General features: G+C 68.6%; 19 protein-coding genes and 1 pseudogene. 6 read left to right on the plus strand and 14 right to left on the minus strand.

What is annotated here, in order from left to right; genetic code table 11:
- From gudD to ASF45_RS06250, 3 genes and pseudogenes are all read right to left on the minus strand, one after another.
- Nucleotides 1-480, minus strand: a pseudogene (gene gudD / locus ASF45_RS06240) (glucarate dehydratase); the annotation flags it as partial.
- Nucleotides 481-541: 61 nt separating this feature from the next.
- The gene (locus ASF45_RS06245) at nt 542-1,501 is read right to left on the minus strand and encodes a tripartite tricarboxylate transporter substrate binding protein (protein ID WP_056658807.1); all 960 of its coding nucleotides are present in this window, start codon (nt 1,499-1,501) and stop codon (nt 542-544) included.
- A 193-nt stretch (nt 1,502-1,694) separates the two neighbouring features.
- Nucleotides 1,695-2,696, minus strand: coding sequence for a LacI family DNA-binding transcriptional regulator (locus tag ASF45_RS06250; protein WP_056658810.1), 1,002 nt, complete (start codon nt 2,694-2,696; stop codon nt 1,695-1,697).
- Nucleotides 2,697-2,763: 67 nt separating this feature from the next.
- Here ASF45_RS06250 and ASF45_RS06255 point away from each other — a divergent pair, with 67 nt between their 5' ends.
- From ASF45_RS06255 to speB, 6 genes are all read left to right on the plus strand, one after another.
- Nucleotides 2,764-3,759, plus strand: coding sequence for an ATP-binding cassette domain-containing protein (locus tag ASF45_RS06255; protein ID WP_056658813.1), 996 nt, complete (start codon nt 2,764-2,766; stop codon nt 3,757-3,759).
- On the plus strand, nt 3,759-4,577 hold the full coding sequence (locus ASF45_RS06260) for an ABC-2 family transporter protein (RefSeq protein WP_056658816.1): 819 nt from the start codon (nt 3,759-3,761) through the stop codon (nt 4,575-4,577). Before ASF45_RS06255 ends, ASF45_RS06260 begins: the two co-directional genes overlap by 1 nt.
- Nucleotide 4,578: 1 nt before the next feature.
- Nucleotides 4,579-5,382 carry an ABC transporter permease gene (locus ASF45_RS06265; protein WP_056658819.1) on the plus strand — a complete coding sequence of 268 codons (804 nt, stop codon included), beginning with the start codon at nt 4,579-4,581 and terminating at the stop codon, nt 5,380-5,382.
- Nucleotides 5,383-5,431: 49 nt separating this feature from the next.
- Entirely contained in the window at nt 5,432-5,995 is a 564-nt protein-coding gene (locus ASF45_RS06270) for a cytochrome b (protein WP_056658823.1), read from the plus strand.
- Nucleotides 5,996-6,086: 91 nt separating this feature from the next.
- Nucleotides 6,087-7,229 (plus strand): diguanylate cyclase domain-containing protein, encoded by a 1,143-nt coding sequence (locus tag ASF45_RS06275; RefSeq protein WP_162243965.1) that lies wholly within the window; start codon nt 6,087-6,089, stop codon nt 7,227-7,229.
- A gap of 88 nt (nt 7,230-7,317) precedes the next feature.
- Nucleotides 7,318-8,244 (plus strand): agmatinase, encoded by a 927-nt coding sequence (gene speB, locus ASF45_RS06280; protein WP_056658828.1) that lies wholly within the window; start codon nt 7,318-7,320, stop codon nt 8,242-8,244.
- A 6-nt stretch (nt 8,245-8,250) separates the two neighbouring features.
- On the opposite strand, the gene glnT is transcribed toward speB, so the two are convergent.
- From glnT to ASF45_RS06335, 11 genes are all read right to left on the minus strand, one after another.
- Nucleotides 8,251-9,588 carry a type III glutamate--ammonia ligase gene (glnT, locus tag ASF45_RS06285; RefSeq protein WP_056658831.1) on the minus strand — a complete coding sequence of 446 codons (1,338 nt, stop codon included), beginning with the start codon at nt 9,586-9,588 and terminating at the stop codon, nt 8,251-8,253.
- A complete protein-coding gene (locus ASF45_RS06290; RefSeq protein WP_056658834.1) occupies nt 9,581-11,071 on the minus strand; it encodes an aldehyde dehydrogenase in 1,491 nt (496 codons plus the stop codon). Before ASF45_RS06290 ends, glnT begins: the two co-directional genes overlap by 8 nt.
- A 19-nt stretch (nt 11,072-11,090) precedes the next feature.
- Nucleotides 11,091-12,464 carry a DUF3138 family protein gene (locus tag ASF45_RS06295; protein WP_056658837.1) on the minus strand — a complete coding sequence of 458 codons (1,374 nt, stop codon included), beginning with the start codon at nt 12,462-12,464 and terminating at the stop codon, nt 11,091-11,093.
- Between the two features lie 58 nt (nt 12,465-12,522).
- Nucleotides 12,523-13,377 carry an ABC transporter permease gene (locus tag ASF45_RS06300; RefSeq protein ID WP_056658840.1) on the minus strand — a complete coding sequence of 285 codons (855 nt, stop codon included), beginning with the start codon at nt 13,375-13,377 and terminating at the stop codon, nt 12,523-12,525.
- Nucleotides 13,374-14,312, minus strand: a complete 939-nt coding sequence (locus ASF45_RS06305) for an ABC transporter permease (RefSeq protein ID WP_056658843.1) — start codon at nt 14,310-14,312, stop codon at nt 13,374-13,376. The genes ASF45_RS06300 and ASF45_RS06305 overlap by 4 nt, the downstream gene beginning before the upstream one ends.
- A gap of 10 nt (nt 14,313-14,322) precedes the next feature.
- Nucleotides 14,323-15,420, minus strand: a complete 1,098-nt coding sequence (locus tag ASF45_RS06310) for an ABC transporter ATP-binding protein (protein ID WP_056658846.1) — start codon at nt 15,418-15,420, stop codon at nt 14,323-14,325.
- 36 nt (nt 15,421-15,456) lie between these two features.
- The gene (locus ASF45_RS06315) at nt 15,457-16,593 is read right to left on the minus strand and encodes a polyamine ABC transporter substrate-binding protein (RefSeq protein ID WP_056658849.1); all 1,137 of its coding nucleotides are present in this window, start codon (nt 16,591-16,593) and stop codon (nt 15,457-15,459) included.
- Nucleotides 16,594-16,641: 48 nt separating this feature from the next.
- On the minus strand, nt 16,642-18,024 hold the full coding sequence (locus ASF45_RS06320; protein ID WP_056658852.1) for an aspartate aminotransferase family protein: 1,383 nt from the start codon (nt 18,022-18,024) through the stop codon (nt 16,642-16,644).
- Nucleotides 18,025-18,066: 42 nt separating this feature from the next.
- The gene (locus ASF45_RS06325) at nt 18,067-19,431 is read right to left on the minus strand and encodes a glutamine synthetase family protein (RefSeq protein WP_056658855.1); all 1,365 of its coding nucleotides are present in this window, start codon (nt 19,429-19,431) and stop codon (nt 18,067-18,069) included.
- A gap of 81 nt (nt 19,432-19,512) precedes the next feature.
- The gene (locus tag ASF45_RS06330; RefSeq protein WP_056658858.1) at nt 19,513-20,319 is read right to left on the minus strand and encodes a gamma-glutamyl-gamma-aminobutyrate hydrolase family protein; all 807 of its coding nucleotides are present in this window, start codon (nt 20,317-20,319) and stop codon (nt 19,513-19,515) included.
- A gap of 181 nt (nt 20,320-20,500) precedes the next feature.
- Nucleotides 20,501-21,850 (minus strand): FAD-binding oxidoreductase, encoded by a 1,350-nt coding sequence (locus ASF45_RS06335; RefSeq protein WP_056658861.1) that lies wholly within the window; start codon nt 21,848-21,850, stop codon nt 20,501-20,503.
- Nucleotides 21,851-22,099: the final 249 nt, after the last annotated feature.

Genomic DNA, 22,099 nt, shown 5'->3' on the forward strand with positions numbered 1-22,099 from the left:
CATGGCCTTCTCATGGCGCAGGCGGAACCAGGCGTTGTCGGCCTCGGGCTCGCGCCGGTAGGCCAGGTCCGTCTTGTCCCGGTCGCCCACGTAGAACAGATAGCCCAGCATCTGCACGGCCTCGCGCTGCTGGCCTTCGCCGAGCAGGGCCGCGACGGGCACTTCCAGGTGCTGGCCCAGCAGGTCGAGCAAGGCGGACTCGGCAGCGGTGACGGCGTGGATGGCCACGCGCAGGTCGAAGGTCTGCAGGCCGCGGCCGCCGCTGTCGCGCTCGGCGAACTGCGTGCGCATGGCGTTCAGCACGGCCTGGTAGTTACCTACGGGCTGGCCGACGATGAGCGCGCGGGCGTCTTCCAGCGTCTGGCGGATCTTCTCGCCGCCGGGCACCTCGCCCACGCCGGTGTGGCCGGCGTTGTCGGTGAGGATCAACAGGTTGCGCGTGAAGTATGGGCCGTGCGCGCCCGACAGGTTCATGAGCATGTCGTCGTGGCCCGCCACGGGCACGACACGCAGGTCTTTGACGATGGGGCTGGTCACGGGCTCAGTCCGCCGAGATCTTGCGGGTGTCGATCAGCGTCTTCCAGCGCGCCCATTCCTTGGCCTGGAAGGCCGTGAACTCGGCCGGCGTGCTGGCCACGATCTCCAGGCCCTGCTCCAGCATGCGCTGCTTGACGGCCGGATCGTTCATGGACGCAACGGCGGCCTTGGCCAGCTTGTCCTTCACCGCGGCGGGCAGGCCCTTGGGGGCTGCCAGGCCTTGCCACGAGTACACCTCGGCGCCCTTGACGCCGGCCTCGGCCAGCGTGGGCACATCGGGCAGCACGGGCGAGCGCTTGTCGCCCGTCACTGCGATGGCGTGCAGCTTGCCGGCCTTGATGTGCGGCAGCACCGCGTTGACGTTCTGGAACGAGAAGTCCACCTGGCCGCCCAGCAGGTCGTTGATGGCCGGTGCGCCGCCCTTGTAGGGCACGTGCAGGCCTTCGGTGCCGCTCTGCTGCCAGAACACCTCGGCCGACAGGTGGTCGGACGAGCCGTTGCCAGAGCTCGCGAAGCTCACCTTGCCGGGGTTGGCCTTGAGCAGCGCGATGACCTCGGCCAGCGTGCGCTCCTTCTGCTTGGGGCTGGCCACGAGCACGTTGGGCGCCTGCACCGGCACGCTGATGTAGTCGAAGTCCTTGGTGGCGTCGTAGGGCACGCTCTTGACCAAGTGCGGCGTGACGACGAAGGCGCCCAGCGAGGACACCAGCAGCGTGTAGCCGTCCGGCGCGGCGCGCTTCACGAAACCGGCGCCGATGGTGCCCGTGGCACCCGGCTTGTTGTCGACGATGAAGCTCTGGCCCAGGGCCGTGCCCATCTGCAGCGCCATGGCGCGCGCCACCATGTCGGTGGAGCCGCCGGCCGGGAAGGGCACGACGATGGTCACGGGCTTGTCGGGCCACGTGGTTTGGGCACCGGCCACGAGCGAGAGCGTGCAGGCCATGGCGGCGAGCAACTTTTTCATGGAATTTCTCCTGAAGAACAAAGGAAGGACGCCTCCGTGCCAGCGCACGAACCGCCAAAGTTATCGTTAACAAACTATGTGTTAACGATATCCAAAGTCCAACAGAAGAAATCTAGGTAATTACCCGAGCCTCAAATCACAAAGGGCCGTCGCGCGTCACGCAGGCGACACCGCGGTATCGGTACCGCGGATCTCAGGTGCTGGCGCGTTCCACGATCGAGAAGCCGATGTCGACCACGGGCGCCGCGGGAGCCCGGCCCTCGACCCGCGCCACCACCATCTCGGCCGCCAGGCGGCCGATGCGCGTGCCGTCGATGCGCACCGTGGTCAGCGGCGGCGCGGCGTCGGCCGCCACGCTCTGGTCGCCCATGCCGACGATGGCCAGTTGCCCCGGCACGGCGATGCCGCGCTCGCGCGCTTCGATGGACGCGCCCAGCGCCAGCATGTCGGAGCTGCAGAACACGGCCGTGACGCCGGGGGCACGCTCCAGCAGCTCGGCCAGCCCGGCCCGGCCCGCGCCCATGGTGCTGGGCGCCGGCATGAACGCCGCCTGCGAGGTCTGCATGCCCAGCGCCTGGGCCCGTTCGGTGAAGGCCGCCACGCGCGTGAGCGCGCGCGCGTCGCCCGCGCTGACCATGGCCACATGGCGGTGGCCGCGCGCGTGCAGGTAGTCGACCACGGCCGCGCCGATGGCAGGGTGCGAGAAGCCCACCAGCATGTCGATCGGCGTGGGCGTGAACTCCCAGGTCTCCACCACGGGAATGCCGCTGGCGCGCAGCACGCGCCGCCCCTCCTCGGAGCGCACCACGCCCGTGACGACCACGCCGTCGGGCCGGCGCTGCACGATGGCGCGCAGCAACTCGTCCTCGCGCGTGGCGTCGTAGCCGCTCTGGCCGATCATGAGCTGGTAGCCAAGCGCGTGCAGCGCAAGGTCCAGCGCCTCCACCATCTCCTGGAACACCGGCCCCACCATGGTCGGCAGCAGCGCGGCCACCAGCCGCGCGCGCGCGCTGCGCAGGCCGCTGGCCATGGCGTTGGGCACGAAGTTCGTGCGCCGCACGGCCTCGCGCACGCGCTCCAGCGTGTCGGGCGAGACCTTTTGCGGCGTGTTGAGCGCGCGCGAGACGGTCATGGCGGAGACGCCGGCGATGCGGGCGACGTCCTGGATCGTGAAGGGCTTGGCGCCTGGGTTCACAGTGTTGTTGTGGGGCGTGGAAAGCGGGGATTGTGACTAGAATCCGCGCCCCCTCGCCGGACCACCCATGCCGCAGATCGTCGTCGACCAGCTCACCAAGACCTACCGCATCGCCGAGCGCGCACCGGGGCTGGGCGGTGCGCTGCGCGGCCTGTGGCAGCGCCGCCACCGCGCAGTGCAGGCGCTGGCCGGCGTGTCGTTCCAGCTCGAACGCGGCGAGCTGCTGGGCTTCATCGGCCCCAACGGGGCGGGTAAGTCCACCACCATCAAGATCCTGGCCGGCATCCTGCAGCCCGACGGCGGCCGCGTCACAGTGGACGGGCGCAACCCGTTCGCCGACCGGCAGGCGCACGTGGGCCGTATCGGCGTGGTGTTCGGCCAGCGCACCCAGCTCTGGTGGGACCTGCCGGTGGGCGAGGGCTTCGACCTGCTGCGCGACATCTACCGCGTGGATGTACACCGCTACCGCGCCACGCGCGACGAGCTGGTCGCCGCGCTGCAGCTTGAGCGCGTGCTGGACCAGCCCGTGCGCCAGCTCTCGCTGGGCCAGCGCATGCGCGCCGAGATCGCGGCCGCGCTGCTGCACGAACCCGACCTGCTGTTCCTGGACGAGCCCACCATCGGCCTGGACGCGCCGTCCAAGCTCGCGGTGCGCGACTTCGTGCGCCGCGCCAACCGGGAACGCGGCACCACGGTGCTGCTGACCACGCACGACATGCACGACATCGAGGCCCTGGCCGAACGCGTGATCGTGATCGGCCATGGCCGCGTGCTGGCCGACAGCCCCGTGGCCGCGCTGCGCGCCCAGGTGCTGGCCGAGCGCCGGCTGCTGGTGGACTTTGCCGAGGAAGCCCCCGCGACGCTGGCGCAGCCCGGCGTGCGCGAGATCGCGCGCGAGGGCCGCACGCTGGTGCTGGGTTTCGATCCCGCGCTGGTGGCGGCCCCGACGCTGATCGCCGCCATCGCCGGTGCGCATGCCGTGGAGGACATCCGGCTCGAAGGCCTGGCCATCGAGGAAGTCATCACGCGCTTCTACGCGCTGCACGGCGCGGCAGAAGGCTGATGCAGGCTTACCGTGCCCTCTTCGTCTCGCGCTTCCTGCAGGTGCTGCAATACCGCGCGGCCGCGCTCGCGGGCTTTGGCACGCAGTGCTGGTGGGGCGGCATCAAGGTCATGGTGCTGGCGGCCTTCTTCGGTCAAGCCGGCCACGCCGCGCCGACCATGACGCTGGCCCAGGCCATCACCTACACCTGGGTGGCCCAGGGCCTGCTGGCGCTGCTGCCCTGGAGCGGCGACCCCGAGGTGGCGCTGGCCGTGCGCACGGGCGCCGTGGCCTACGACCGGTTGCGCCCCATCGACGCCTACGCGCTGTGGTTCGCACGCAGCGCGGGCTGGATCGCCGCGCGCGTGCTGCCGCGCGTGGCGCTGATGGCGGCCTTCGCGGCCGTGCTGTTGCCGCTGGCCGGCTTGCAGGCCTGGGCCTGGCAACTGCCCGCGACACCGGCGGCGGTGCTGGCCTTCGCGCTGTCGGCGCTGCTCGCGCTGGTGCTGTCCACGGCCCTCGTGATGCTGCTCAACATCGCCGCGGCCGCGGCCCTGGACGCACGCGGCATCAACGCTTTCGCGGTGCCGCTGGTCATCCTGCTGTCAGGCAACCTCGTGCCGCTGGCACTGCTGCCCGACGGCTGGCAGCAGGCTCTGCTGCTGCAGCCGCTGGCCGGACTCCTGGACATCCCGATGCGGCTGTACATGGCGCAGGCCACCGGCGCGCAGGCGGCGGCGCTGCTCGGGCTGCAGCTGTTCTGGGCTGTGGCGCTGGTGGCGCTGGGCCGGCTGCTGATGGCGCGCACCCTGCGCCGGTTAGAGATCCAGGGCGGCTGACATGAGCCACCTGCACCTGTTCCTGCGCCTGGTCGCCGCCTCGCTGCGCGGCCAGCTGCGCTACCCGGCCTCGGCACTGCTGCTGACCGTCTCGCAGTTCCTCGCCACCGGCATCGAAGTGGTGGCGATCTGGGCCCTGTTCGACCGCTTCGGCAGCGTGCAGGGCTGGCGCATCGGCGAGGTGGCGCTGTTCTACGGCCTCGTGCACACCATGTTCGCGCTGGCCGACGCGCTGGGCCGCGGCTTCGACATCCTGGGCACGGAGTTCCTGCGCACGGGCCACTTCGACCGCCTGTTGCTGCGTCCGCGCCCGTTGGCGCTGCAGCTCATGGCGCACGAGGTGCGGCTCTCGCGCCTGGGCCGGCTGCTGCAGGCGCTGGCCGTGCTGGCGTTCGCGAGCGTGGCCACGCCCATCGCCTGGACGCCGGCCACGCTCGCGCTGGCGCTGTTCTGCGTCGCCAGCGGCGTCGCCCTGTTCCTGGGCATCCTGGTGCTGCAGGGCACGCTGGCCTTCTGGACCGTGGAAAGCCTGGAGATCGCCAACGTGTTCACCTACGGCGGCGTCGAGGCCGGCCAGTACCCGATGGCCGTGTACGCGCGCTGGTTCCGTCGCCTGCTGACCTTCGTGGTGCCGCTGGCCTGCGTGGCCTACTACCCGGGCCTGGCCATCCTCGGCCGGGCCGACCCGCTGGGCGCACCCAACTGGCTGGGCTGGATTTCGCCGGTGGCCGGCTTCGCCTTCCTGGCGTTGTCGTTCGCGGCCTGGCGCGTGGGTGTGCGGCACTACGCCTCCACGGGCAGCTGAAGCCCCGCGTTCACAACGGATTTGCCCGGGGTGCCTACAGTGCGGCCGCATGCAAATAGCCCACACCTCCGTCTGGCGCGACTCCCCGGACCGTTACGGCCGCATCAGCCGCTGGCTGCACTGGGGCATGGCGCTGCTGTTCGCCTGGCAATTCATCGGCATGGGCCTGCGGCTGGCATTGGGCCGCACGCCCCTCGTGTCGTTCTTCGTCGGCTCGCATTCCAGCGTGGGCCTGCTGCTGATGGTCCTGGTGCTGCTGCGTGGCGCATGGGGTCTGTCCAACGCCGGCCGGCGTCCGCCGCACGGCACAGGTTGGCTGGGCCGCGCGGCGGCCGCCGGCCATCGCGCGCTGTACCTGCTCATGGTGGTCGTGCCGCTGCTGGCCCTGGTGCGCGCCTACGGATCGGGCCGGGCCTTCATCTGGTTCAATACGCTGCCGCTGTGGGGCGCCAGCCCCAAGAACGAGGCCCTGATGGCACCGGCCAACGCCGCACACGGGCTGCTGGCCTGGGTGCTGCTGGCGCTCGTCGCGGGGCACGTGGGCATGGTGCTGTTGCACCGCTGGTGGTGGCGCGACCAGGTGGCCCAGCGCATGGTGGGCCGGGTGCGCTGAGCGCCGCCGGCATCGAGACGCCGGCGTCCCGGTAGACGCAACGCACGAAGGAGCGTTCCAAAGCATGGTTCCGTTCTCGCTGGAAGAAGAGGTGCAGGCGCTGAAGTCGCAACTGGACAGGATCGTCCGCGAGCGCGACGACCTGGCGCGGCAACTGGAAGCATCGCGTTTCGATGCCCTGACCGGATTGCTGAACCGGCGCGAGTTCCACGACATCGTGTGCGAGCGCCTGCAAGAGGGCCAGAGTGGATCGCTGCTCATGCTGGATCTCGACGGATTCAAGCTGGTCAACGACCAGTTCGGGCACACCACAGGCGATGTCCTGATCCGAAGGGTTGGCGCCCGCCTGTCTGAATGGTCCCCGCCGGGCACGCTGCTGACGCGGTACGGCGGCGAGGAGTTCGGCGTCTTCGTGCCACACGCCCGCGGAGACGATGCTGCGCCGCTGTGCGAGGCACTGCTCCAGCTGTTCCGAAAGCCGCATGTCATCGATGGCCGCGCGCTCGTCGTCACGGTCTCCATCGGCTACACGGACTGCGGCAACCTGGGTCTGGATGAACTCCTGCGGCGTGCCGACATCGCCCTGTACGCGGCCAAGCACCGCGGCCGCAACCGGGCGGTGGCCTTCGGCTCTGCGATGGAAACCCTTCCCGCGGCCCGCCGCGAACTGGCGTCCATCGTCGTCAATCTGCAGCAGCAACTGATGGCCGTGCGCGACGAAGCGCGCACCGACGCGCTCACCGGGCTGCCCAACCGCCGCGCACTGGAGGAGACCATGGCCACCATCCAGGCAGACGGCACCGCGCCGCTGGGCATCGCGTTCGTCGACCTGGACCATTTCGGCATGGTCAACCACGCCCAGGGCGACGCGGCCGGCGACCGCGTGCTGCAGCAGGTCGCCACCGCACTCAGAACCGCCGTGCGCCAGGACGATCAGGTCTTTCGCAAGGGCGGCGAGGAATTCGTCGTGCTCATGCCCGGCATCACGGGAAAGGCCGCGACCCTGGCCGCCACCCGCATGCTCGACGCGATCCGCACGCTGAACATCCCGAACCAGGGCGGCACCGGCGGCGACTGCCTCACGGCCACGGTCGGCGTTGCGGCCACGCCCGGGGGTGCGGCGTATTGGTCCGTTCTGGAGCAGGCCAGTGCCGTGGCAATGCGGGCGAAGGAAACGCAGGGGCGCAACGCCGTCCATGCATGGCGGCCATCGGTCCCCAAGGACGCCGGGTAGCGCTGCCGAAGCCGGCGTCGGACCCGTCTGCGGTGTTGGCATCGCACGCTCAAACTGCCACACTGGCCGCGGCTTCCCCGACCGCACCATGACCGCCTTCGCATTCCTCTCCAACACGAGCTTCCTCAAGGTCCCCGTCAACGACACGCGCCGCCCGTTCGCCATCGCTGGCGTGGCCTGGGACGGTTGTGTCACCAACCGCCCCGGCGCCCGCTTCGGGCCACGCGCGATCCGCGAGGCCAGCCACATGCTGTGCGACGGCACACACCCGCTGTTCGACGTCTCGCCCGAGGCCGCGCTGACCGACGTGGGCGACCTGCCGCTGCCCAACACCAGCCTGAAGGAGATGCGCGCCGCGATGATGCCGCTGGTGCGCACGCTCATCGCGCACTACCACATGGCCTGGCTAGGCGGCGACCACTCGATCACGCTGGCCCTGCTGCGCGCCTACCGCCAACACTTCGACCGGCCGCTGGCCGTGGTGCACTTCGATGCCCATTGCGACACCTGGAAGGACCACTTCGGCGAACCCAGCGGGCACGGCACCTGGGTCTACGAGGCCATGCGCGAAGGCCTGGTGGTGAAGGAGTGCTTCGTGCAGTTCGGCATCCGCTCGGCCGGCGAGCGCGCCGCGCGCGACTATGTGCGCGACCAGGGCGGCATCATCCACACTGCGCGCGCGCTGCGCGGCCTGGAGGGCCCGACGCAGTTGCAACCCCTGGTGGCCGAACTGCGCGGGCGGCTGGCCGCGCACGGCAACCCGCCGCTGTACCTGAGCCTGGACATCGACTGCCTGGACCCGGCCTTCGCCCCCGGCACCGGCACGCCCGAGCCCGGCGGCATGAGCACCAACCAGGTGCTGAGCCTGCTCGAGGAGATGGCCGAGCTGCCCTTCGTGGGCATGGACTGCGTGGAGGTGGCACCGCCCTACGACCACGCCGAGCTGACCAGCTACGCCGCGGCGCAGTTCGTCTGGACCTACCTGAGCGCCCGGGTGGCGCAGCGGCCGCGCTGAGCCGCTTCAGAAGGCCGTCGCGTAGCGCTCGAACTCCCAGGCGCTGACGTGGCGCGCATAGGCGGTCCACTCGGCCCGCTTGAGCCGCACGAACTCGCCATGCGCCGCGGCGCCCAGCGCCTGCGCCAGCACGCTGTCGCGCTCGAGCGCCTCGACGGCTTCGCCCAGGCTTTGCGGCAGCACCGCGATGCCTTCGGCGCGGATGCGCTGCAAGGGCCAGTCGAACAGGTCGTCGGGCCGCGCCGGGCCCGGGTCCAGGTGCCGGTCGACACCGTCCAGCCCCGCCGCGATCAACCCCGCCGCGGCCAGGTAGGGGTTGGCCGCGGCATCGGGCAGGCGCCATTCGAAGCGGCCACGCAGCGTGCGCACCAGCGCCGTGCGGTTGTTGAAGCCATGGGCCACGTAGGCCGGCGCCCAGCTCGTGCCCGACAGCGATTCGCCGACCACCAGCCGCTTGTACGAATTGACCGTGGGCGCGGCCAGCGCGCACAGCGCCGCGCTGCGCCCGAGCACGCCGGCGATGAAGGACTGGCCCAGCTCCGACAGGTCTGCGTGGTCGTCGGCGAACAGGTTCTCCTCGCCCTTCCACAGCGACACGTGGAAGTGCAGCCCGCTGCCGGGCTGGTTGGCAAAGGGCTTGGGCATCATCGAGAAGCTGGCGCCGTGCCGCTCGGCCAGGGTGTGCGCCGCCATCTTGAACAGCATGAGCCGGTCGGCCGTGGTCAGCACGTCGGCATGGCTGAAATTGACCTCGAACTGGCCATGCGCGTCCTCGTGGTCGGTCTGCAGCAGTTCCATGCCGGCGTCCAGCAGGGCCTGGTTCAGCGCATCGAGAAAGCCGCCCTGGCGCGCCAGGGCCTTGAGGTCGTAGGAGGGCTTGTCCGAGCGGTCCAGCGCATCGATGGGTTGCCACTGGCCCGACGCATCGCGGCGCAGCAGGAAGAACTCGGGCTCCATGCCGACCTGCAGCGTCCAGCCGCGCGCAGCCAGCCGCTCCACCTGGCGGCGCAGGATCTGCCGCGGGCAGGCCTCGAAGGGCTGGCCGTCGACATGGCCGTCGCAGACCACGCGGGCATAGCCCGGCATCCAGGGCAAGGCCTGGGCCGTGGCCGGGTCGCCGCGGCCGTAGTACTCGGAGCGGGCGCCACTGCGCGGCAGGCCGGTGCCGACGATGGAGGTGCCGGAAAAACCGGCGCCGCTGCGCAGCAGCGTGCCGATCTGGGCCAGCGGCACGTACTTGCCGCGCGCCACGCCCAGCAGATCGGTGAACTGCGCCAGCAGCGTGTGGACGCCCTGCCGCGCCAGCCGCTCCTGCAGGGCCTGGGCCGTGTTCGGTTCAGGCATGGATGCGCAGCCAGGTGGTCTTGAGTTCGGTGTACTTGTCGAAGGCATGCAGCGACTTGTCGCGACCATTGCCGGACTGCTTGTAGCCGCCGAACGGCACGGTGATGTCGTCTTCGTCGTACTGGTTCACGTGCACGGTGCCGGCGCGCAGTGCGCGTGCGACACGGTGCGCGCGGTCGATGTGGCTGCTCCAGACGCTGGCCTGCAGGCCGTAGGGCGAATCGTTGGCCAGCGCGATGGCATGGGACTCGTCGCGGAAACGGATCACGCTGAGCACCGGGCCGAAGATCTCCTCGCGCGCGATGCGCATGTCGCTGCGCACCTGGTCGAACACCGTGGGTTCCACGTAGAAGCCGCCGCTGTCCGCGCGGGCCTGGCGGCCGCCCGCCACACAGCGCGCGCCCTCCTCCTGGCCCGATGCGATGTAGCCCATCACGGTGCGCAGCTGGCCTTCGTCGACCACGGCGCCCATCACGGTCGCTTCGTCCAGCGGGTCGGCCGGCGCGTAGGCCGGCGCATGGCGCGCCACGCGCGCGACGAAATCGTCGGCGATGGCCTCGTGCACGAGCAGCCGCGACGGCGCATTGCAGGACTCGCCCTGGTTGAAGTACATGCTGCCGGCCGCGGTCTCGGCCGCGCGGTCGAGGTCGTCGAAATCGGGGAACACGATGAAGGCCGACTTGCCCCCGAGCTCGTTGTAGACGCGCTTGAGGTTGGACTGGCCCGCATAGGCCAGCATGCGCCGGCCGACGCGCGTGGAGCCCGTGAAGCCGATGGCGTCCACATCCGGGTGCAGCGCCAGCGCTTCGCCCGCTTCGTGGCCGAAGCCAGGAGCCACGTTGAAGACGCCGGGCGGCAGCCCTGCCTCCACCGCGATCTCGGCCATGCGCATGGCCGTGTAAGGCGACTTCTCCGAGGGCTTGAGCACAACGCAGTTGCCGGCCGCCAGGGCCGGGCCCAGCTTCCAGGCCGCCATGATCATCGGGTAGTTCCAGGGCACGATGGCCCCGACCACGCCCATGGGTTCGCGCGTGATCAGCGCCAGCGCCGAAGGGCCGGTCGGTGCGATCTCGTCGTAGACCTTGTCGATGGCCTCGGCATACCAGGCGATGCAGCGCGCCGCGGCCGGCACGTCCACGCTGCGGCTGAAGCGGATGGGCTTGCCCATGTCCAGCGTCTCCAGCAAGGCCAGCTCGTCGGTCGCGGCCAGCAGGCCTTCAGCGAACTTCTGCAGCAGCTTCTTGCGCGCGGCCGGCGGCTGGCGCGACCAGCGGCCGTCGTCGAAGGCGGCGCGCGCGCTGGCCACGGCACGGTCCACATCGGCCGCCTGGGCCTGGGCCACGGCGCCGAGCAGGCGACCGTCCACCGGCGAGCGCTTGTCGAAGGTCTGGCCGGCGGCGCTGGCGCAGCGCTGGCCGTCGATCAGCATGCGGCCGTCGGGCCGCAGCGCGGCGGCCCGTTCCTGCCAGGAGGAAAGCGTCATGGAGAAGCTCCGCCCCAGGTCAGAAGCTCACGACGACCGAGGTCGCGAGCAGGTGGTTGGACTTCTTGTACTCACCGCTCCGAACATCCAGGAACACCGGCAGGTTGGCGCGGTCGAGCCGGTATTCGGCCTTCAGCGTGGTGTTGGGATTGAGCAGGTAGCTCATGCCCATCGTGAGCGCGTAGCGGTTGGCGCCCTTGTTGGGATCTCCAAGCTGATCGGGGCCGATGCCGTTGCGGTCGTCGAAGGCCGTGTAGCCCAACAGGCCGCCGCCGTTCTTCTTGTTGTGGATGTAGTCTGCGCGCAGCGTTCCCTCCAGCCGCGGCATGAACTTGTAGGCGGCCAGGCCCGACAGGCCCCACCAGCGGGCGTCGCGCAGGGCGCCGGTGTCCGGGTCGGGCGTGATCGAGGCCCGGCGCTGCATGCCGACGCTGGCCTGGCCCTGCAGCGTCCAGTCGCCACGGATGAAGTAGGCATCGAACTCGAACAGGTGCACGGTCGAGTCGCGTTGCGCAATGGGGTTGCCATCCGCGTCCAGCACCAACTCCGTGAGGTTTGGCGCCTTGCCATGCACGCCCGCGAAGCCGAAGCCCGCGTACTCGCCCTTGGCGTAGTCGACACGGTAGGCCAGCACCGGCGCCTTGTTGCCCGAGCCGCGCCGCGTGGCGTTCATGTTGGCCAGCATGGCCTTGTAGATCCACTTGCCGTCGGTGATCTCCATGCCGGCGCCGGTGTAGGCCGTGGGCAGCGTGAAGTCAAACAGCAGGTTGTGGGTGATGAGCTTGTTCTGCGGTGCCGGCAGGTATTCGTAGCCGGACCAGTCCGGCACCTGGCCGGCGATGAAGCGGGTCGTGGGGCTGCCCAGGGGGATGGAGACCGAGGCCTCGTGGATGATGGAGGTACCGTCGAAGGTCGAGCCGACGCCGCGGTTCGGCGCCAGCGTGAGGCGCCAGCGCGTGCCGCTGTCGGTCTCCTTCGTGAAGTCGATGACGGCGGCACCAAAGTAGGAGTTGTCGTAGTTGTAGCCGTCGTTGTCCACCCGGTTCAGGAACTGGAAGGTCGAGGTGTCCTGGCGCCTGTTGTAGATGTAGGTCGGGTCCATGTAGCCCTTGATCTGCAGGCCCTTGAGGCCCAGCGCGTCGCGGGTGTCTTCCAGTGCCTCGGTCTTGAGCGCGATGCGGTTGAACTCCTGCTGCTGGTCTGGCGTCATGCCGGGGGCTGGCGCGGCAGCAGCCTTGGCCTCGGTGTCCTGCAGGCGCTTCTCGAGCTGGTTGACCTTGTCGCGCAGCGCGCGCAACTCGTTCAGCAACTCGGCCGAGCTTTGCGCCGCGGACGGCAGCGGGAACGTGGCGGCCAGGGCGGCGGCGATGGCGGTGTACTTCCAGATGGTCATCTTGTTACTCCTCGAACGGGATGTTGTGGGACACAGGAAAGGAATCGAAAGGCGCGCATCACTCTTCACGTCGCGCGGCGGCCATCGCGCGGGTGCGTTCCCGCTCGGCGCGGGCAATGAGGTAGCTGGCGGCGATGACGCCGATGGAGACCAGCACGATGATCACGGTGGCCACGGCGTTGACGGTGGGGTTCAGGCCCAGGCGCGCGCGCGAGAAGATCACCAGCGGCATCGTGGTCGAGCCCGGGCCCGACAGGAAGGCCGACAGCACCACGTCGTCCAGCGAGATCGTGAAGGTGAGCAGCCAGGCCGACAGCATGGACTGCGTGATCATGGGCAGCGTGACCAGCCGGAACACCTGGGCCGGGCGCGCACCCAGGTCCATTGCGGCTTCTTCGAGCTGCGGGTTGAGCTCCTGCAGCCGGGCCTGGACGACCACGGTGGCGTAGGCCATGCCCAGCAGCACATGGCCCAGCCAGATCGTGAACGCGCCGCGCTCGGGAAAGCCGGTCAGGCGCTGCAGCGAGACCAGCATCAGCAGCAGCGACAGGCCGACGATGACCTCGGGCATCACCAGCGGCGCGTTGACCATGCCCGAGAACAGCGTGCGGCCGCGAAAGCGCTGGTACTTGTTCAGCGTGAACGCGGCCAGCGTGCCGAGCACGACCGACCCGCAGGCGGTGAAGAACGCGATCTTCATCGACAGCCACAGGCCGGCGATGATCTCGCGGTCGCGCGCCAGCGCGGCATACCACTTGAACGTGAAACCCTCCCAGACGCCCGGCACGGGCGAGTCGTTGAAGGAGTACACGACCAGCGCAATGATGGGCAGGAACAGGAAGGCGTAGACCAGGACCAGCCAGGTGCGCGCGGTGGTGCGGGCGGCACGGGGCCCGAACAGTGCACGGCTCATCGTCCAGCCTCCTGGGCTTGCGCCTGGTAGCGGTTGAACAGCGCCAGCGGGATCAGGATCAGCAGCACCACGACCACCGCCACGCTGGAGGCCATGGGCCAGTCGTTGTTGCTGAAGAACTCGTCCCACAGCACGCGGCCGATCATCAGGGTCTGCGGCCCGCCCAGCAGCTCCGGGATCACGAACTCGCCCACGCAGGGGATGAACACCAGCATGCTGCCGGCGATGATCCCGGCCTTGGACAGCGGCACCGTCACCTTCCAGAACGCGACCCAGGGCGAGGCGCCCAGGTCGCTGGCGGCCTCCAGCAGGCGCAGGTCCATCTTGGCCAGGTTGCCGTACAGCGGCAGGATCATGAAGGGCAGGTAGGTGTAGACCATGCCCAGCACCAGCGAAAACGGCGTGTTGAGCAGCTTGCCTGGCGTGGCGATCATGCCGCCGGCCGCCAGCAGTTGGTCGATGCCCAGCGCCACCAGCACCTCCGCCACCCAGCCATGGTCGCTGAGCAGGCCCTTCCAGGCGTAGACGCGCAGCAGGAACGAGGTCCAGAACGGCAGCATCACGAGCATCAGCAGCAGCGGCTGGGCCGTGGGGCGGGCGCGCGCCATGAAGTAGGCGAACGGGTAGCCGATCGCCAGGCACAGCAGGGTGGTGATGGCCGCGTACTTCAGGCTCGCCACATAGGCACGGAAGTACAGGTCGTCCTGCGTGATGAAGACGTAGTTGCTGAACTTCAGGCTCAGCTGCAGCACGCCGTCCTTCAGCGTCAGCAGGTCCTTGAAGGTCACGGTCTCCATCTCGGAGACGCTGATCTTGGCGACGATCAGGAAGGGCAGCAGGAAGAACACCAGCAGCCACAGGTAGGGGATGCCGATGACGGCCGTGCGGCCGCTCCACCAGGACCGGCGGCGCGTGGCGGCGGGGGTCGTGCTCATCGCATGCTCCTCACTGGGTCAGGACGACCTGGGCCGAATCGGACCAGTGCGCCCAGGCCTGGTCGTCCCAGGTCAACACGTCTTCCGGATGGCGCTCGGCGTTGATCTGGCTGACCTTGATGACCTGGCCGCTGCCCAACTGCAGGTGGTAGACGGTGTAGCTGCCGAAGTAGGAGAGGTCGCGCACCTTGCCCTGCACCTTGTTGTACTGGCCCGTGGGCTCCTGGCGCGACAGGCGAATCTTCTCGGGCCGCAGCGCCACGCTCACGTCCATGCCCTGGTGGCCGGTGATGCCGTGGCCGACGTAGTGCGTCATGTCCTGGCAACGGATCACCACGTGGTCGGGGTGGTCCTCGGCCAGCGTGCCGTCGATGAGGTTGACGTTGCCGATGAAGTCGGCGACGAAACGCGTGGACGGGGTCTCGTAGATCTCACCCGGCGCGCCGACCTGCAGCAAGCGGCCCTCGCTCATGATGGCGATGCGCGAGGCCATGGTCATGGCCTCTTCCTGGTCGTGCGTGACCATCACGCAGGTCACCCCGACCTCCTCGATGATGTTGACCAGCTCCAGCTGCGTCTCTTCGCGCAGCTTCTTGTCGAGTGCGCCGAGCGGCTCGTCCAGCAGCAGCAGGTTGGGCCGCTTGGCCAGGCTGCGCGCCAGGGCCACGCGCTGCTGCTGGCCGCCGGACATCTGGTGCGGCTTGCGCTTGGCGAACTTGCCGAGCTGCACGAGCTTGAGCATCTCTTCCACGCGCTGCGCCACCGAGTCGCCGGGCATGCCGTCGCGGCGCAGGCCGAAGGCGATGTTGTCCCACACGCTGAGGTGGGGGAACAGCGCGTACGACTGGAACATCATGTTGATGGGCCGCTCGTACGGCGGCAGGTTGCTGAGGTCCTTGCCGTCCAGCACGATGCTGCCGGAGGTCGGCAGGTCGAAACCACCCAGCATGCGCAGCAGCGTGGTCTTGCCGCAGCCGGACGAGCCCAGCAGCGCGAAGATCTCGCCCTTCTGGATGTCCAGACTGACGTGGTTGACGGCCTTGACGCCGCCGAAATCCTTGACCACGTCACGAATTTGCAGGTACGCCTGCCCCTGGCTCTTCACCATATTCCACTCCCCCTCGCGGTTGGCTGGACCTTCAGGTCACATGCCGGTCTTGAATGATGTGAACAGCCGGGTGACCGTGCGGCGGATGTCGTTGCTGAGGGCGTCGGGCGCCACCATCTTCTTCATGTCCTCGTCGGTCGGGAAGATGGTCGGGTTGTTGGCCACTTCGGGCTTGATGAACTTGCGCGATTCCTTGTTGGGGTTCGCGTAGAAGACCTTGTTGGACAGGCCTGCATGCACCTCGGGGCGCAGGATGTAGTTGATGAACTTGAGCGCGTTGTCAGGGTGCGGCGCATCGGCCGGGATCACCATCACGTCGAAGAACAACAGGCCGCCGTTCTTGGGGATCAGCGCCTCGATCTTCTGGCCGGTCTTGCCGTCGATGGCGCGCTGGCGCGCGATGTTGATGTCACCCGACCAGCCCAGGGCCAGGCAGATCGACCCATTGGCCATGTCGTTGATGTAGCCCGACGAACTGAACAGCGTGACGTAGGGGCGGACCGTCTTGAGCAGGGGGCCTACGCCGCTGTAGTCGGCCTGGTTGCGGCTGAACGGCGGCTTGCCCAGGTAGTGCATGGCGGCCGGCACGATCTCGGTGGCCGAATCAAGGAAGCTCACGCCGCAGGACTTGAGCTTGGAGATGTACTCGGGCTTGAACACCAGGTCCCAGACGTTGTCCGGCATGGGCGTGCTGCCGAGCGCGGCCTTGACCTTGTCGACGTTGATGCCCACCGTGGTGTAGCCCCAGAGCCAGTTCACCTGGTACTGGTTGCCTGGGTCGAGCTTGGCCAGTTGCTCCTGCAACACCGGGTCCAGGTTCTTCAGGTTGGGCAGCTTGGACTTGTCGAGCTTTTGCAGCAGGCCGCCATCGGCCTGCAGCTTGGCCCAGTACGAGGACGGCACGACGATGTCATAGCCGGTCTTGCCCGCCACCAGCTTGGCGTGGACGATCTCGTTGTTGTCGAAGTTGTCGTAGCGCACCTTGATGCCGGTCTCCTTCTCGAAGTTGGCGATCGTGTCCTCGGCGATGTAGTCGGACCAGTTGTAGATGTTGAGGACCTTCTCCTCCTGCGCCAGCACGGCCTGGGGGGCCAGCGCGGCGCAGGCCAGGGCAAGCCCGGCAAAGGCACCGGCGATGCGGTGCGGGCGGCGACGGAACGACATCAGCTTCATGTTGAAACCTCCGGAGTGGGGAGCAAGCGACAAGGGGAAGGGAGAAGTTCAGAGCCAGCCGTTGCGCTGCGCGTCGGCCAGGGTCAGGTCCAGCGCGCGGCGGATCAGCACCATCATGTCGTCGAGCTGGGCCCGCGTCATCACCAGCGGGGGCGCGATGATCATGCGGTCGCCCACGGCGCGCATGACCAGGCCGTTGCCGAAGCAGTGGCCACGGCAGACCATGCCCAGTTCCAGCGCCTCGGGAAACGGCGCGCCGCTGGCCTTGTCCTTGACCAGCAGCACCGCGCCCATCAGGCCGCAGGTCTGCACCTCGCCCACGAGCGGGTGGTCCTTGAGCTGCTCGAAGCATTCGGCGAGGTAGGGGCCGGTGTCGTCGCGCACGCGTTCGACCAGGCCCTCGCGCTGGATCAGCCGGATGTTGGCCAGCGCCACGGCGCAGGCCACCGGATGGCCGGAGTAGGTGTAGCCATGGTTGAACTCGCCGCCGCGCTCGATCAGCACGTTGGCCACGCGGTCGCCCACCATCACGCCGCCCAGCGGGATGTAGCCGGAGGTGACGCCCTTGGCGAAGGTCATGAGGTCGGGCCGCGTGCCGAAGCGCTCGCAGCCGAACCACTGCCCAGTGCGGCCGAAGCCGCAGATGACCTCGTCGGATACCAGCAACACGCCGTACTTGTCGCAGATGCGCTGGATCTCGGGCCAGTAGGTTTCCGGCGGCACGATGACACCGCCGGCGCCCTGCACCGGCTCGCCGATGAAGGCCGCCACCTTGTCGGCGCCGACCTCCAGGATCTTGGCCTCCAGCCAGCCAGCCGCGAGGAGGCCGAACGCGTCGCGCGACATGCTGCGGCCGAGTTCGTGCCAGTAGGGCTGCTCCATGTGGACGATGCCCGGGATCGGCAGGCCGCCCTGCGCGTGCATGCCGCCCATGCCGCCCAGCGAGGCGCCGGCCATGGTGGAGCCGTGGTAGGCGTTCTTGCGGCTGATGATCACGTCGCGCTGGGGCTGGCCCAGCAGGTCCCAGTAGCGGCGCACCATGCGCACCACGGTGTCGTTGCCCTCCGAGCCCGAGCCCGAGAAGAACACATGCTTGAACTGCGGCGGCGTGACCTCGGCCAGCAGCTCCGCCAGCTCGATGGCCGGTGGCGTCGCTGTCTGGAAGAAGGCGTTGTAGAAGGGCAGTTCCTGCAGCTGGCGCGTGGCGGCGTCGATGAGTTCCTGGCGGCCGTAGCCGACGTTGACACACCACAGGCCCGACATGGCGTCGAGGATCTTGTGGCCTTCGCTGTCGTGCAGGTAGATGCCTTCGGCCCGCGTGATGATGCGCGAGCCCTTGCGCGCCAGGCTCTGGAAGTCGGTGAAGGGATGCAGGAAGTGGGCGGCATCGGCGCGTTGCCATTCCTGGGTGGTGCGGGTGGTCGTGTTCATGGAGGTCGATGGAGTTCGGTGGATGGAATGCGTGAGGACAGCTCAAACGTGCAGCAACAGGTGTTCACGTTCCCAGGGCGAGATGACCTTCATGAACTCCTCGTACTCGATCTCCTTGACTTCGGTGTAGACGGTCACGAACTCCTGGCCCAGCACGGTGTGCAGGTCGGTCTCGGCCTTGAGCAGCTCCAGCGCCTCGCCCAGGCTGCGCGGCAGGCTGTATTCGCCCAGGTAGGCGTCGCCCTTGCATTCGGGCTTGGGCTCGATCCGGTTCTTCATGCCCAGGTAGCCGCAGGCCAGCGTCGCGGCCAGGGCCACGTAGGGGTTGGCGTCCGCGCCGATGACGCGGTTCTCGATGCGGCGCGCGGCCGGGCCCGCCACCGGCGAGCGGATGCCCACGGTGCGGTTGTCGGTACCCCACTGGATGTTGATGGGGGCCGCCGTCGCGCGGGACAGCCGGCGGTACGAGTTGACGTACGGGGCGAACAGCGCCATCGCCGCAGGGATGTAGCGCTGCAGGCCGCCGATGTACCAGCGGAACATGTCCGAGGCGCTGCCGTCGGCATTGCTGAAGATGTTCTGCCCGTTCCTGTCGACCACGCTCTGGTGCACGTGCATGGCGCTGCCCGGCTCATGGGCCATGGGCTTGGCCATGAAGGTGGCGTACATCTCGTGGCGCAGCGCGGCCTCGCGGATGGTGCGCTTGAAGAAGAACACCTCGTCGGCCAGGCCCAGCGGGTGGTCGTGGAAGAAGTTGATCTCCATCTGCCCGGCGCCGGCCTCGTGGATCAAGGTGTCGACGTTGAGCTCCATCTTTTCGCAGTAGGCGTAGATGTCCTCAAACAGCGGGTCGAACTCGTTGACCGCATCGATGGAGTAGGACTGGCGCGACGTCTCGGCGCGGCCGCTGCGGCCACGCGGCGGGCGCAGTGGTTCGTTGGGATCGGTGTTGCGCTCGATCAGGTAGAACTCGAGCTCGGGCGCGACCACCGGATTCCAGCCCTCGGCGGCAAACAGGTCGCAAACCCGGCGCAGCACGGAGCGCGGCGCATACGGCACCATGTTGCCGTCGCGGTCGAAGCAGTCGTGGATCACCTGGGCCGTCGGGTCGACCGCCCAGGGCACGATGCGCACGGTGGCCGGGTCGGGCCGCAGGTGCATGTCGCGGTCCGTCGGCGAGATGACGTCGTAATAGGGCCCTTGCTCGGGGAACTCACCGGTCACCCCGATGGCGACGATGGCCTCGGGCAAGCGCATGCCGCGGTCTTCGGTGAATTTCTCGCGTGGCAGGATCTTGCCGCGGGCCACGCCCGTGAGGTCGGGCACCAGGCACTCGATCTCGGTGACGCGGCGCTCGTTGAGCCATTGCTCGAGCTCGCTGAATGTGAAGTTATCTCGTACGACCATATCTACCTTTCTTGTGCACCGGCCCTGTGGGCGCGGCGCGTCTTATCTGGATCTGACAACGATGCGTTGCAGTCAGGGCAGCTAGGTTTCAGGCGCGAGATCGTCGTCTTCGTTGCGGTGGTGCGCCGCGCGCCAAGCTTGACAGGCGCGACCGAAAGCCGTCAAGAGCTTGCGGGAGATGGGGTTCTCGGCGGCCCGCCATTCGGGGTGCCATTGCACGCACAGGCTGAAGCCCGTGGATTGGGGAACCGAGAAGGCCTCGACGAGACCGTCCGGCGCGAGCGCCTCGGCATGCAGGCCGTCGGCCAGGCGCCGGATGCCCTGGCCGTGCAGGCTGTTGACCTGGAAGTCGCCCAGGCCGAGCAGCGACTCGAGCACGCCACCGCGTTGCACGCTGACCGAGTGCACCGGCCCGTATTGCACGTCGACCGGATCCTCGTCGCGCGAGCGGTGGTCCATCATGCCGGGCTGCTCCTGCACGGCCTGGTACAGCGAGCCGCCCAGCGCCACATTGGTTTCCTGCAGGCCACGGCAGACGGCGAAGAGCGGCATGCCGCGCCGCAGCACCTCGCGCGCCAGCGGCAGCGTCCAGGCATCGCGCGCCTCGTCCAGCGGCAGGCTGGTGTCGTGCACGGTCTCGCCGAAGTGGCGCGGATGGGTGTTGGAGACAGACCCCGTGAGGAACACGCCGTCCGCAAGGGACAGCAATGCCATCACTTCGTCAGGCTGCGCCGCCGGCACCACCACGGGCAGGCAGCCGGCCAGCCGGACGGCATCGAGGTACTTCTTGCCTGCAGCCTGGAACGGATGGTGTCCAAGCATCTTGCTGCAGGCCGGAACCAGCACGATGGGCGGGTTCCGTTGGGTGGACGGATATGTGGTGCTCATTGGGCTTGCTGCGCCGGGTTCTTGACCCGGGTCTTGCGACGCGGCGCATTGGGCTTGCTGGTGCGGGAACGGAGTGTTCTGTGCCTTGGCATGTGCAAGGGCTGTGCCACAACACAAGGCCGCCCGGGCCTTGCGCTGTGGTACAGCCCCGCCGCCGCGCGCGCAGGCCGGGCGAGAGGATTCATAGCGCATCCCTCATGCGGTAGTAGGCCATGCCGAGCACAAGGGCGGGCATGCGGAGCCGGGCTCCTCCTGGAAATGAACGGTGCCGGAGACGAGCGAAGATGTCGAAGCGTGCAGCGTCGCCCGTCATGGCCTCGGCCACCAGCTTGCCTGCCAGGCCCGTGAGCGCCAGGCCGTGGCCCGAGAAGCCCTGCAGGTAATACACATTGGCGTGGTGCGAGCGCACTGAATACGATCCATCGGACGGTGCGCTCTGCGCCCCATCCTTGAGCAGCCGCCCGAAATTGGGCGCGCGGTTCATGGAGATGTCGACGAAGCCGCCCCATGCGTGGTCGATGCGGCAATTGGCGAGCTGCGGGAACGTCGTGGCCATCCGCTTGCGCATGCTGGCCACCAGGTTGCGCGGCGTGGCCGTGCTGTAGCTCACACGCCCGCCGTAGAGCATGCGGTGGTCGGCGGTGGGCCGGAAGTAGTCGAGCACGAAGTTGGTGTCGCACACGGCCGAGCGCGAGGGAATCAGCGCCGCGCAGAGCACCGGATCCAGCGGCTCGGAACACACGATGTAGGTCCCCACCGGCATGATGCGCGACTCCATCTGCGCGGCCACGCCCTGCAGGTAGACGTTGCCGGCCAGCAGCACCTGCTCGGCCACGACCTGGCCGCGCGCCGTGTGCACCCGCGGCCGGGCGCCGGTCTGCAGTCGCGTGACGGCGCTGTCCTCGTAGATGCGGACACCCAGGCGCTGTGCGGCCCGGGCCAGGCCCAGGCTGTACTTGAGCGGATGCAGGTGCCCCGAGCGGGCATCGTGGATGCCGCTGTGAAAGCGCGGACTGGCGATCCAGTGGCCCATCTCCTGCGGCGCGATCCAGGTGGTCTGGTAACCGTAGCTGTGGTGCATGTGCTCCTGCCACTTGCGCAGCTCGGCGGCCTTGCGTGCGTTGACCGCCAGGCCCATGTAGCCCGGCTGCCAGTCGCAATCGATGCCAAACCGCTGGCAGCGCTGCGTGATCAGGTCCAGGGCCTCCAGCGTCATGTCCCAGACGTTGCGGGCCAGTTCCTTGCCGAGCTGCTGCTCGATCACGCTCTGGTCACAGGCCAGGCCGGCGATGGCCTGCCCGCCATTGCGGCCGGAGGCACCCCAGGCCACCTGCCGGGCTTCGAGCAGCACCACCTGGCGACCCCGGTCCGCCAGTTCGATCGCGGCCGACAGGCCGGCCAGGCCGCCGCCCACGATGACGGCATCGGCCTGAACCTCACCGTCGAGCGCGGGACACCGGACCTCGCGCGACGCCGTGGCCGCATAGTAGGAATCGCGCGCAAGATCCTGGTCGACGCTCAGAAAGCTCATAAATAAGCGAAGCTAGCCTTAGAAGGGAAATGCACCATCCCGGAGCCAGTCCGCGGCGCGGGCGGAGGCCGGCGCCACTTCATGCCATGCGATCGGTTGCCGCACCACGGTACTGAAAGACCTCAGGCTTGTCGATCTCGCCCCCATGGTGTTCACGTTCGTCTCTTTGTGTTTTTTCGTATGCATTTCGCATGCCAGTTTAGGCGGGCGAGGACGCAATCGGGTTGCGCTTGGGTGGAGGGTGAACCC

Origin of the sequence: Pseudorhodoferax sp. Leaf265 (genome assembly GCF_001422365.1) — a bacterium.
In the GTDB taxonomy this organism is placed as follows: Bacteria; Pseudomonadota; Gammaproteobacteria; order Burkholderiales; family Burkholderiaceae_C; genus Pseudorhodoferax.